This is a genomic window from Microbacterium sp. DWRC1-3 (genome assembly GCF_049896645.1).
Classification (GTDB): domain Bacteria; phylum Actinomycetota; class Actinomycetes; order Actinomycetales; family Microbacteriaceae; genus Microbacterium; species Microbacterium maritypicum.
The window spans coordinates 2,328,540-2,339,753 of record NZ_JAFCUS010000001.1 but is presented as its reverse complement, the minus strand read 5'-3'; the positions used below and the strand labels follow the sequence as shown (position 1 = coordinate 2,339,753).

Annotated in this window: 11 protein-coding genes; 5 read left to right on the top strand and 6 right to left on the bottom strand. The window is 69.2% G+C overall.

Features of this window, described 5'->3' with window-relative positions:
* The first annotated feature begins 88 nt into the window (after positions 1 to 88).
* Entirely contained in the window at positions 89 to 1,516 is a 1,428-nt protein-coding gene (locus ACP699_RS11375; protein ID WP_055871468.1) for a CCA tRNA nucleotidyltransferase, read from the top strand.
* A 6-nt stretch (positions 1,517 to 1,522) separates the two neighbouring features.
* Here ACP699_RS11375 and ACP699_RS11370 read toward each other — a convergent pair whose 3' ends face one another.
* Positions 1,523 to 2,092 carry a dihydrofolate reductase family protein gene (locus tag ACP699_RS11370; RefSeq protein WP_055871466.1) on the bottom strand — a complete coding sequence of 190 codons (570 nt, stop codon included), beginning with the start codon at positions 2,090 to 2,092 and terminating at the stop codon, positions 1,523 to 1,525.
* Between the two features lie 70 nt (positions 2,093 to 2,162).
* Between ACP699_RS11370 and ACP699_RS11365 the strand changes: the two genes are divergently transcribed.
* From ACP699_RS11365 to ACP699_RS11350, 4 genes are all read left to right on the top strand, one after another.
* Positions 2,163 to 2,729 (top strand): TetR/AcrR family transcriptional regulator, encoded by a 567-nt coding sequence (locus tag ACP699_RS11365; RefSeq protein ID WP_055871463.1) that lies wholly within the window; start codon positions 2,163 to 2,165, stop codon positions 2,727 to 2,729.
* Between the two features lie 77 nt (positions 2,730 to 2,806).
* Complete coding sequence (locus tag ACP699_RS11360; protein ID WP_055871460.1) at positions 2,807 to 4,135, top strand: GAF domain-containing protein; 1,329 nt, start codon at positions 2,807 to 2,809, stop codon at positions 4,133 to 4,135.
* A 110-nt stretch (positions 4,136 to 4,245) separates the two neighbouring features.
* Positions 4,246 to 5,796, top strand: a complete 1,551-nt coding sequence (gene exaC / locus ACP699_RS11355; protein WP_426171186.1) for an acetaldehyde dehydrogenase ExaC — start codon at positions 4,246 to 4,248, stop codon at positions 5,794 to 5,796.
* A gap of 66 nt (positions 5,797 to 5,862) precedes the next feature.
* A complete protein-coding gene (locus ACP699_RS11350; protein WP_426171184.1) occupies positions 5,863 to 6,261 on the top strand; it encodes a DUF779 domain-containing protein in 399 nt (132 codons plus the stop codon).
* A gap of 12 nt (positions 6,262 to 6,273) precedes the next feature.
* Here the strand turns inward: ACP699_RS11350 and ACP699_RS11345 are convergent, their stop codons facing one another.
* The 5 genes from ACP699_RS11345 to ACP699_RS11325 are packed head-to-tail and all read right to left on the bottom strand — an operon-like array spanning position 6,274 to position 11,188.
* On the bottom strand, positions 6,274 to 7,029 hold the full coding sequence (locus tag ACP699_RS11345) for an ABC transporter ATP-binding protein (RefSeq protein ID WP_426171182.1): 756 nt from the start codon (positions 7,027 to 7,029) through the stop codon (positions 6,274 to 6,276).
* Positions 7,026 to 7,823, bottom strand: coding sequence for an ABC transporter ATP-binding protein (locus tag ACP699_RS11340; RefSeq protein ID WP_127483286.1), 798 nt, complete (start codon positions 7,821 to 7,823; stop codon positions 7,026 to 7,028). The genes ACP699_RS11345 and ACP699_RS11340 overlap by 4 nt, the downstream gene beginning before the upstream one ends.
* The gene (locus ACP699_RS11335; RefSeq protein ID WP_055875377.1) at positions 7,820 to 8,680 is read right to left on the bottom strand and encodes an ABC transporter permease; all 861 of its coding nucleotides are present in this window, start codon (positions 8,678 to 8,680) and stop codon (positions 7,820 to 7,822) included. Before ACP699_RS11335 ends, ACP699_RS11340 begins: the two co-directional genes overlap by 4 nt.
* Positions 8,677 to 9,639: an ABC transporter permease gene (locus ACP699_RS11330; RefSeq protein ID WP_055871443.1), complete on the bottom strand. Its 963-nt coding sequence runs from the start codon at positions 9,637 to 9,639 to the stop codon at positions 8,677 to 8,679. Before ACP699_RS11330 ends, ACP699_RS11335 begins: the two co-directional genes overlap by 4 nt.
* 52 nt (positions 9,640 to 9,691) lie before the next feature.
* On the bottom strand, positions 9,692 to 11,188 hold the full coding sequence (locus ACP699_RS11325; RefSeq protein ID WP_426171178.1) for an ABC transporter substrate-binding protein: 1,497 nt from the start codon (positions 11,186 to 11,188) through the stop codon (positions 9,692 to 9,694).
* Positions 11,189 to 11,214 lie beyond the last annotated feature (26 nt).

Sequence of the window (11,214 nt, the reverse complement as noted above, 5' to 3'; positions counted from 1 at the left end):
ACGGATGACCGGGGGTTGGCCTTCGGGCGACCGGGAGGTGAACGGGCGTCGCGGGATCGGGCGCACCCGCCCCGGTACGCTGGAACCCATGCTCAACATGGCTGACGGCCTCGCCCGTCTCGGTGCGCTCGCCGAGAATCCGGTCGTCCGCACCCTCGCGACGGCGTTCGAGGATGCCGGGTTCGATCTGGCCGTCGTCGGCGGCCCGGTGCGCGACGCGTTGCTGGGACGCACGACGCACGACCTCGATTTCACGACGAACGCCTCGCCCGACGAGATCCTGTCCATCGTCACGCCGATCTCGACCGCGCAGTGGGACATCGGCCGTGCGTTCGGCACGATCGGCGCACGCGTGCAGCGTGAGCAGGTCGAGATCACGACCTATCGAGCCGACAGCTATGACGGCGTGACCCGCAAACCCACCGTGGAGTTCGGCGACACGATCGACGGCGACCTCGTGCGCCGTGACTTCACCGTCAACTCCATGGCACTGCAGGTGCCGGCCGTGAAGCTCGTCGACCCGACCGGCGGCGTCGAAGACCTCATCGCGGGAGTGTTGCGCACGCCCGCCGATCCTCGGGTCTCGTTCGGCGACGATCCGCTCCGGATGCTGCGGGCGGCTCGCTTCAGCGCGCAGCTCGGCTTCCGTGTCGAGGACGCCACGGCCGAGGCGATCACCGAGTTGCGCGAGACGCTGAAGATCGTGAGCCCCGAGCGCATCCAGTCCGAACTCGTGCGCCTCATGCAGACCGACGACCCGGTGCGCGGCATCCGCGTGCTGGTCGACACCGGACTGATCGACGAGTTCCTCCCCGAGGTCACCGACCTGCGCCTCGAAGTCGATGAGCACCACCACCACAAGGACGTCTACGAGCACTCGCTCACGGTGCTCGCCCAGGCGATCCAGCTCGAGCACTCCCGGCACCCCGGCGCCGCCCCCGACGTGCCGCTGCGCATCGCTGCTCTGCTGCATGACATCGGCAAGCCGCGCACCCGCAAGCTCGAGGCCGGGGGAGTGGTCACCTTCCACCACCACGACGTGGTCGGCTCGCGCATGGCCCGCAAGCGACTGCAGGCGCTGCGCTTCGACACCGACACCACCGACGCCGTCGCGACGCTCATCGAGCTGCACCTGCGCTTCTTCGGATACGCCGAGGGGGCGTGGACGGATGCGGCCGTGCGCCGCTACGTGCGCGATGCCGGCGACCTGCTGGAGCGTCTGCACATCCTCACCCGCGCCGACGTGACCACCCGGAACAAGCGCAAGGCAGGTCGCCTGGCCAGCGCATATGACGACATCGAGGCGCGCATCGCCGCACTGCGCGAGCAGGAGGAGCTCGACTCCATCCGTCCGGAGATCGACGGCAACCGCATCCAGCAGGTGCTCGGCATCAGCCCGGGGCGCGAGGTCGGCGAGGCGTACAGGTTCCTGCTGGATCTGCGTCTGGACGAGGGCGTGCTCGGAACCGAGGTCGCCGAGCAGCGGCTCCGGGAGTGGTGGGCCGCACGCGGCTGACCCGGCTCACCCCTCGCGTCGGCGTTCGAGCTCGGTGAACACCACGCCGCTGTCGTAGGTGACGGTCTCGACCGCGTCGAACTGTTCGGGGCGATAGGGGCGCTCGCCGAACAGGGGGATGCCCGAGCCGAACAGCAGGGGCTGCCGCTTGAGGACGAGGCGGTCGATCTCGTCGGCGAGTGTGGCGGCCAGAGCACCGCCGCCGCAGAGCCAGATGGCGGCGCCTTCCTCGAGTTTCAGCCGGCGCACCACAGCGATCGGGTCTTCGGACGTGACCTCGAGGTTCTCTCCCTCTGCGGTGCGCGAGCGGCTGAAGACGATCTGGCGCAGGTGCGCGTAGGGGCTGGGCACACCGCCCACCTGATACGTGTTCCACCCCATCAGCACGGTGTCGAAGAGCGCGCGCTTCTGGGGGATGCCGAGCGCTGCGGCCGCGACGGTGGGGAGGGTGTCGGCGAACCGGGCGTTGATGCCCTCCATGTGGTCGCCCTCGATGAGGAATGCGTCGAACTCGCCGTTCGGGCCGGCGATGTAGCCGTCGAGGGTGACGGCGGCGTAATACACGAGCTCTCGCATGATTCTCCTATCACTACATCTGTCGCAGTTACGGTACAACAGGCGTAGTGATTGCGCTAGTGTTCCGTGCATGGTGAAGAACGACTCCCGGCGACGGCTCATCGCGGATGCAGGACTCACGGTGCTCGCACGAGAGGGATCGCGAGGTCTCACGCACCGCGCGGTCGATACCGCCGCGCAGGTTCCGACGGGCACCACCTCGAACTACTTCCGCAGCAGGGACGCCCTGATCGAGGGTCTGGTCGAGCGGATCGGAGAGCGTCTCGCCCCCACCTCCGAAGACCTGGAGCGTCGTGCGACGGCGGAGCCCGGGCCCGCCCTGTTCGCCGACTACATCCGCGACATCGTGCGGCGACTGACCGAGGACCGCGACGTGACGCTCGCGCTGTTCGAGCTGCGACTCGAAGGCGGTCGGCGTCCCGAGGTCGCCGCCGTACTCGCTGCCTGGCAGCGCGCCGGCTTCGACGGCGATGTGGCGTTCAACACCGCGGCCGGGCTCCCGGGCGGACGCCGCGAGATCGCGCTGTTCCACTACGCGATCGACGGGTTGCTGCTCGACAGGCTCACGACGCCGATCGATCCGGACACCTCCACCGACGAGGTGATCGACGACCTGGTCGCCGGGCTTCTCCGCTGACACGGTGAGGTGTTCCCTCCGGGGCAGTGCTCCTCGTACACTGAGGCAACGCACGCTCTCGACGATCGGAGACCGCTGTGTCTGCGCCGTGGCAGGTATCCCGCGAGTCCCTTCCCCCGACATCGCGACTTCTCATCGAGCGTGCGCACGAGGAACTGCTCGCCGGAAACCTCGACGATCGGCGTCTGCAAGAGGTGCGACCCCTCGTCCGTGAGTCGTGGGAGAGGTCCTGGCGCGGGCGGGTCGGCCCTGAGGGCGCTCCGCCGCTCGACCTGGTCAGCGACGAGCTCGACGCCTACCGTCTCGCGCATCCGCTCGCCTCGGTGATGGACATGATCCGTGCGCTGCTGCTGCCGGGTGAGGCAGAGGACACGGGAGTGATCATCGCGGTCGGCGACCAGGCCGGTCGCCTGCTGTGGATCGAGGGCGACAGCCAGCTGCGCTCGCTCACCGACGGCATGGGTTTCGTGGCCGGGGCGAACTGGTCGGAGGACGCCGTCGGCACGAGCGCGCCGGGAACCGCCCTCGCGCTCGGGCAGTCGGTGCAGATCCGCGGCGCGGAGCACTACAACCGGCTCGTGCATCCGTGGTCGTGCACCGCGGCCCCCGTGCGCGATCCGGAGACGCAGCGGGTGCTCGGCGTGATCGACATCACGGGTGGCCCCGAGGTCGTCTCGCTGCAGGCGCGACTGCTGGTCGATGCGACGGCCCGCGCTGTCGAGTCGGAGCTGATGGTCGCCCGGCTTCGTCAGCGGAGCGAGGGATCCCGACCCCGATCCGCCGCGACGAAGGGACGCACTCCGGCGACCGCCAGGGCGACGCTGCATGTGCTGGGCCGCGACAGGGCGCGGCTGGAGACCGAGTCCGCGCACGACGAGTCGATGATCGAGCTCAGTGCGCGCCACGCTGCGATCCTGCTCATGCTCGCCGTGCATCGCCAGGGCCTCTCGGCCGAGCGCCTGTGCGAGCTCGTCTACGGCCCCGGTGTCTCGCCCGACACGCTCCGCCCGGAGATGGTGCGCCTGCGCAAGGTGCTCGAGCGCACCGCCCCCGACCTCGTGCCGGAGTCGCGTCCGTATCGCCTTCCCGTCGCCCTCGACACCGACGCACACGACGTGCTGTCCCTGCTCGATCGCGGCGCGCACCGGGTGGCGCTCACGGCCTATCGGGGTCCGGTGCTGCCCGAGTCGACATCGCCCGGTGTCGAGGAGTTCCGCGAGTCGGTGAGGGCAGCGCTGCGTGAGGCGATGCTGTCCGAGGCGAGTCTCGACGTGCTGCTCTCCTACGCCGAGATCCCCGAGGGTCAGGGCGACGCCGAAACCCTCCGACTGGCGCTGGAGATGCTCCCCGCCCGGTCGCCGAAGCGCGCGGGACTGGTCGCCCGTATCGAGCGTCTCGAGGCCTGACCGAGCCTTGCAACTCGGCGCAACGTTGCGCACCGGGGTGCAACCTCGTGCGACCTACCTTCGAAGGACAGCCGCTGCACCGATGCGCGGCCCCGTCGAAGGAGACTCCCATGAGCATCGTCGAAGAAGACGTGTCCCTCGCCTACGCGGCCCCGGGCCGGCCGGGCGCCCTCGCGAACTACCGGCCGCGCTACGGCCACTACATCGGCGGCGAGTTCGTCGAACCCGTCAAGGGCCAGTACTTCGAGAACGTCAGCCCCGTCAACGGCAAGGCGTTCACCGAGGTCGGCCGCGGCACCAGCGAAGACATCGATCGGGCCGTCGAGGTCGCGTGGCAGGCCTTCGCGGGCTGGGGCAAGACGAGCCCGGCCGAGCGCTCGGTGATCCTCAACAGGATCGCGGACCGGATCGAGCAGCACCTCGAGGAGATCGCGGTCGCCGAGACATGGGAGAACGGCAAGCCGGTGCGCGAGACGCTGGCCGCCGACATCCCCCTCGCCGTCGACCACTTCCGCTACTTCGCCGGCGTGCTGCGGGCGCAGGAGGGCGGCATCAGCCAGCTCGACGAGAACACGGTCGCGTACCACTTCCACGAACCGCTCGGTGTGGTCGGGCAGATCATCCCCTGGAACTTCCCGATCCTGATGGCGGTCTGGAAGCTGGCGCCCGCGCTCGCCGCAGGCAACTGCGTCGTGATCAAGCCGGCCGAGCAGACCCCGGCATCCCTCCTGTTCCTGTTCGACATCATCGGCGACCTGCTGCCGGCGGGTGTCGTCAACATCGTGAACGGGTTCGGGATCGAGGCGGGCGCCCCGCTCGCGCAGCACAAGCGCATCCGCAAGGTCGCCTTCACGGGTGAGACCACGACCGGTCGTCTGATCATGCAGTACGCCTCGCAGAACCTGATCCCAGTCACGCTGGAGCTCGGAGGCAAGAGCCCGAACGTGTTCTTCGAAGACGTCGCCCGCTCGACCAGCGACCCGTTCTACAACAAGGCGCTCGAGGGCTTCACGATGTTCGCGCTGAATCAGGGCGAGGTGTGCACCTGCCCCTCGCGGGCGCTCATCCAGCGCTCGATCTACGACGGGTTCCTCGCGGACGGACTCGAGCGCGTGAAGAAGGTCGTGCAGGGCAACCCGCTCGACCCCGCGACGATGATCGGCGCGCAGGCATCGAACGACCAGCTGGAGAAGATCCTCAGCTACATCGACATCGGCAAGCAAGGCGGCGCGCGCCTGCTGACCGGTGGTGAGCGGGTCGACCTCGGCGGAGATCTGAGCGGGGGCTTCTACGTCGCCCCGACCGTGTTCGAGGGCACGAACGACATGCGCATCTTCCAGGAGGAGATCTTCGGGCCCGTGCTCTCTGTCACCTCGTTCGACGGATTCGACGACGCGATCTCGATCGCCAACGACACGCTTTACGGTCTCGGCGCCGGCGTCTGGAGCCGCAGCGGTGACACCGCCTACCGGGCGGGCCGGGCGATCGAGGCCGGACGCGTGTGGACCAACACGTATCACCAGTACCCGGCGCATGCCGCGTTCGGCGGGTACAAGCAGTCGGGCGTCGGTCGCGAGAACCACAAGATGATGCTCGACCACTACCAGCAGACGAAGAACCTCCTCGTCTCGTATGCAGAGGGCCCGATGGGCTTCTTCTGAGTTCGATCCCCGGGCGGGCGCTGCTCCCTCAGCGTCCGCCCGGCTCCCCCCCGGAAGGCGGCAGTCATGGTCAGCATCGGCACCTACCAGCGCGTGGACGTGACGGAGGCTGCGGCCTCACTCATACGCGAGCTGACCGCACAGCACGGGCCGCTCATGTTCCACCAGTCCGGCGGCTGCTGCGACGGCTCATCGCCCATGTGCTATCCGATCGGGATGTTCATCACGGGGCCGGGTGACGTGCTGCTCGGGGCGCTCGACGTGGGCCTGGCGCAGTCCGTCGAGGTCTTCATGTCGCAGTCGCAGTTCGAGTACTGGAAGTACACGCACCTGACCATCGACGTCGTGCCGGGGCGCGGTGCGGGATTCAGCGTCGAGGGGCCGACAGGGATGCGATTCCTGATCCGCTCGCGGATGCTGAACGACGCGGAGCTTGAGTACTTCGGGCTGGCGTCGCCGGCGTGACTTGAGCGGTACTCAGCGCGGCAGTCGCGGAACAGCGTCGACGAGCGCCCGCGTGTAGGGGTCCTGCGGGGCGTGCAGCACGGCCGATGTCGCGCCCTGCTCCACGACGCGGCCGTCTTTCAGCACGAGCGTGCGGTCGCAGGCCGAGGCGATCGCGGTCAGGTCGTGCGACACCATCACGAGCGACAGGCCGTTCTCGCGGCGCAGCCGGTCGAGCAGCTCGAGCACCTGCACGCGCGTCGTCACGTCGAGTGCGCTGACCGGCTCGTCGGCCAGCAGCACCCGGGGGCGCGAGACCACGGCGCGCGCGATCGCGATGCGCTGGCGCTGCCCACCGGAGAACTCGTGAGGGTACCGGCGCGCGGTGTCGGAGGGGAGCCCGACCGAGTCGAGGGCTTCCGCGATGCGGCGCTGCGCATCGGTGCCGGATGCCAGACCCAGCGAACGGAGCGGTTCGCCGACGATCCGGTCGATGCGTTGGCGAGGGTCGAGAGACGAGTACGGGTCCTGGAACACCGGCTGCACGCTCGCGCGGAACCGACGCATCTGTGCGCGATCGCGCAGAGCGAGCGGTGCGCCCTCGAACAGCACCTGTCCGTCGCGCGGGGCGGCGAGCCCGAGCATCAGCCGCAGGATCGTGGACTTGCCCGCCCCCGATTCACCGACGAGGCCCAACGAGTCGCCCTCATCGATGCGCAGCGACACGTCGTCGAGAACGCGGCGCGATCCATAGGCGAAACCGGCCCCGCGCAGCTCGAGCAGCGTCATCGTCCGACCTCCCCGGCGTCGAGGAACGCATCGAGCGCACGGGCGCTGTCGACCAGCATCCGCGTGTACGGCTCGGCCGGCTCCTGCAGCACCTGCGCCACCGACCCCGCCTCGACGACGAGCCCGTCGCGCAGCACGACGATGCGATCCACCATGCGCGAGACCACGGCCAGGTCATGGCTGATGAACAGCAGCGCCATGCCGCGTTCGTCGACCAGGCGTTCCAGCAGTGCGAGCACGCCGTCCTGCACGGTCACGTCGAGCGCGGTCGTCGGCTCGTCGGCGATGAGCAGCTGCGGGCGGGCCGCGAGGGCGATGGCGATCGCCACGCGCTGACGCTGACCACCCGAGAGCTCATGCGGGTAGGCCCGCGCGATGCGGGTGTCGGACAGGGAGACCTCGTCGAGGGCCGTGGCGACGGCGCTCTTCAGCTCCACCCCGCGCAGCCCGAGGTGGCGTCGCAGCGGCTCAGCGACCTGACGCCCCACCCGCATCAGCGGATCGAGCGCGGTGAGCGGCTCCTGGAACACGATCTGCGCGACGGGCCCGCGCAGCGGTCGGAGGTCGGCGTCCCGCGCTCCGATCACCTGGCGGCCGTCGAGCAGCACCGAGCCCGACGCGCTGAGCGCATCGGGCAGCAGGCCCGTGACCGCGAGCGAGGTCAGCGACTTGCCCGAGCCGGACTCGCCGATCAGGCCCAGGCGCTCACCGGGCGCGAGGGAGAACGAGACATCGCGCACGAGCGCGCCCGCGCCGGAGCGGACCGTGAGGCCGGAGACGTCGAGGATGCTCATCGGCTCCTCCTGCGGGTCGGGTCGGCGAGGTCGCGCAGACCGTCGGCGAGGAAGTTCACACCGAGCACCAGCGCGATGATCGCGACGCCGGGAGCGATGGCGCCCACAGGGGCTGTGAGGACCGTGCCCTGCGCCTCCTGCAGCATCCGTCCCCACGACGCGTTGGGCGGCGGTGCTCCCAACCCGAGGTACGACAGGCTCGCTTCGGCCAGCACGGCGGCGCCGAACTGCAGCGCCAGGCTCACGGCGAGGGTGGGCGCGATGTTCGGCAGCACGTGCTGGAACACGACGCCGAGCACGCCGGTGCCGCTGGTGCGCGCCGCGGTGATGAACTGCTCCTGCAGGACGCGCCGCGCAAGGATGCGGGTGAGGCGGGCGACGACGGCCGACATCGCCAGGCCGATCGCGAGCACAGCCGACCACAGCGACGCGCCCTGCACGGCGACGACCAGCATCGCCAACAGCAACACGGGGAACGCGATCACCACGTCGAGTCCTGCCGAGAGCGTGTCGTCGACCCACGGCCGGGCGAACGCCGCCAGGAGCCCGACGATCGTGCCGAGGACGGCGGCGATCGCGACCGCGCAGGTGCCGACCACGAGCGCGATCCGCGCGCCCCACATCAGCTGTGAGAGCAGGTCGCGTCCGAGCCGATCGGTGCCGAGCAGGTGCAGGGCGCTCGGCCCCTCGAGACGGCCCCCGCTGGTGTCGGCGAGCGGGTAGGGCAGCCAGAACAGGGAGACCAGGGCCATCAGCACGATGAGACCCGTGAGCACGATTCCGATCAGCAGGGTCGCCTTCGGACGTCGGCGCACGGGGGCGGATCCGGTGACCAGCTGTTCGGCGACGCGGCTCATCGGTTCCCCGAGACACTCGTGCGCAGGCGCGGGTCGATCAGCCGCTGCGCGATGTCGGCGGCGAATCCGACCAGCAGCACGAAGAGCGTGCTGACGACGAGGACGCCCTGGATGACCTGGAAGTCATGCTGCTCGATGGCGGACAGCAGGAGGCTGCCGAGACCGGGAAGCGTGAAGACGCTCTCGACGACCACTGCGCCGAGGAGGGTGGTCGACAGTTCGATGCCGAGGACCGCGACGACGGGGACGGCGCCGTTGCGCACGCCGTGGCGCAGCAGAGCCTCACCCATGCGGGAACCGCCGGCGCGGGCGGTGCGCAGATAGTCGCTGCCCAGCACGTCGAGCGTCGCCGAGCGGACGTAGCGACTGAGGGAGGCGCTCATGACGATCACGATCGTGATCACCGGCAGCGCGAGCGAGCGCAGTGCGTCCGCCGGATCCTCCCAGTCCTTTCGGGGGAAGCCGCCGGAGGGCAGCACGCCCCACCCGAGCGCGAACACCCAGACCAGCACCACACCCACCCAGAACACGGGCACGGCGACACCGAGCTGCGCGAAGCCCGAGAGCGCGATGCCGTACCAGCGGTCGGCCTTCACGGCGGCGGTGATGCCGATCACGAGCGAGACGAGCAGCGCGATGGTGAAGGCGATGAGGGTGAGCGGGAGCGTCACGGCGAGGCGATCGGCGATGTCGGGTCCGACGGGACGGGAGCTCAGGAACGACTCGCCGAGATCGAGACGGAGCAGCTGCGTCGCCCACGTCGTGAACTGCTGCAGCAGGGGCTGATCGGAGCCGACCTGGGCGCGCGCGGCGGCGATCTGCTCCGGGGTGGCGTTCACGGAGAGCAGCGCGTTGGCCGGGTCGCCGGGGAGAAGGCGCAGCAGCACGAAGATCGCGACCATCGCGACGACGAGCGATACCGCGAGGAACGCGAGGCGGCGCAGGAGGTAGGCGAGCATGGCTTCTCAGGATGGCATGGGGGATGCCGACGCGCGGCATCCCCCACGCACGTCAGGACTTGACGATGTCGTAGGCGAAGAACTGCGAGTTCAGGCCGTTGACCGGGTATCCGCTGAGGTCACTGGAGGCGACCACGATCTGCGGGTACAGGTACAACCATACGCTCGCGGCATCCGCGGCGATCTTCTCGTTGACCTGCTTCAGCAGGGCCGTCTGCTCGTCGGTCGTGGCGGCCTGCTCGGCCTTGGCGACCCACTGCTGCACGTCGGCGTCGTTGTAGCCCCAGTAGAAGTCGGGGTTGCCGTACCAGACCACGTCGCGGTCGTTCACGTGCTCCTGCAGAGTGGCCTCGAAGTCCTGCTCCTTGAACACCTTCGTGTACCACTCGTCGGCGCTGATCGTGTTGATCTCGACCGTGATGCCGACCTCGGCGAGCTGCGACTGCAGGAACTCCGCCACGGCGGGGTGCGGGTCGTAGCTCGGGGTGTCGAGCGTGAACGTGAAGCCGTCGGCGTAGCCGGCCTGCGCGAGCAGGTCCTTCGAGAGCTCGACGTCGTACGGGTTCACGGAGGTGAGGTCCTCGTACCAGGGGTCGGTCGGCGGCACCATCGACCCGATCAGCGTGCCGTAGTCGCCCCAGATCGACTCGAGGAGCTTCTTCGTGTCGATCGCGGAGTAGACCGCCTTGCGCACGAGCGTGTTGTCGAAGGGGGCGACGCGGTCGTTGAAGGCGAGCAGCTCCTTCGTGGTCGAGGTGCCCTCGCTCACGACGTAGTCGTCGGAGTCGAACTGCGTCAGCGAGTCCGGGTTCTGCACGCTGGTGATGACGTCGATCTCACCCGTGAGGAGGGCGTTGTTCTCCGCCGTCGCGTCGGTGAAGTACGTGTAGACGACCTCGCCGTTCTTGGCAGGCTCGCCCCAGTAGTCGTCCCAGCGCTGCAGGGTGAGCGTCGAGCCCTTCTTCCACTCGTCGAGCGTGTAGGGGCCGGTGCCGTCTTCCGTGCTGGTGATGTCGCCGGCCTCGTCGTTCACGATCCACACGTAGCTGAGGTTGTACAGGAACGAGATCGACCGCTGCGACAGCGTGAACACGACCGTCTTGTCGTCGGGGGTGGCGATGTCGGCGATCGTCTTGAAGCTCGACTTGCGGGCCGAGACCGAGTCCTCGGCGGTGACGGCTTCGACGCTCGACTTCACGTCGGCGGAGGTGAGCGGGTCGCCCGAGTGGAAGGTCACGTCGTCGCGCAGAGTGATCGTGTAAGTGAGGCCGTCGTCGGACACCTGGGCGTCTTCGGCGAGGAGAGGTTCGACCTCGCCGTCATCCGTGAGCCGGTACAGGCCCTCGTAGACGTTGCCGGTCAGAGCCTCGGTCACGCCCTGCCCGCCGCCCTGGGTGTTGCTCAGGTTGGTCGGCTCGTACAGCGACCCGATGAAGATCGTGGCGTCTTCGCTCGCGGTGGCGTCGTCGCTCGTACCGGACGCGCAGCCGGCCACGAGGGCGAGCGTGGCGACGGCACCGAGCGCGCCGAGGATGCGGGTTCTTCTCATGAATGCTCCAGGGTGAGGGTGTGCGG

What these genes read in the sequence shown, in the direction of transcription:
- exaC (WP_426171186.1), top strand. Translation starts at nt 4,246, where the DNA reads ATGAGCATCGTCGAAGAAGACGTGTCCCTCGCCTACGCGGCCCCGGGC.
- ACP699_RS11330 (WP_055871443.1), bottom strand. Translation starts at nt 9,639, where the DNA reads ATGCTCGCCTACCTCCTGCGCCGCCTCGCGTTCCTCGCGGTATCGCTC.
- ACP699_RS11335 (WP_055875377.1), bottom strand. Translation starts at nt 8,680, where the DNA reads ATGAGCCGCGTCGCCGAACAGCTGGTCACCGGATCCGCCCCCGTGCGC.
- ACP699_RS11375 (WP_055871468.1), top strand. Translation starts at nt 89, where the DNA reads ATGCTCAACATGGCTGACGGCCTCGCCCGTCTCGGTGCGCTCGCCGAG.
- ACP699_RS11325 (WP_426171178.1), bottom strand. Translation starts at nt 11,188, where the DNA reads ATGAGAAGAACCCGCATCCTCGGCGCGCTCGGTGCCGTCGCCACGCTC.
- ACP699_RS11345 (WP_426171182.1), bottom strand. Translation starts at nt 7,029, where the DNA reads ATGACGCTGCTCGAGCTGCGCGGGGCCGGTTTCGCCTATGGATCGCGC.
- ACP699_RS11340 (WP_127483286.1), bottom strand. Translation starts at nt 7,823, where the DNA reads ATGAGCATCCTCGACGTCTCCGGCCTCACGGTCCGCTCCGGCGCGGGC.
- ACP699_RS11365 (WP_055871463.1), top strand. Translation starts at nt 2,163, where the DNA reads ATGGTGAAGAACGACTCCCGGCGACGGCTCATCGCGGATGCAGGACTC.
- ACP699_RS11350 (WP_426171184.1), top strand. Translation starts at nt 5,863, where the DNA reads ATGGTCAGCATCGGCACCTACCAGCGCGTGGACGTGACGGAGGCTGCG.
- ACP699_RS11370 (WP_055871466.1), bottom strand. Translation starts at nt 2,092, where the DNA reads ATGCGAGAGCTCGTGTATTACGCCGCCGTCACCCTCGACGGCTACATC.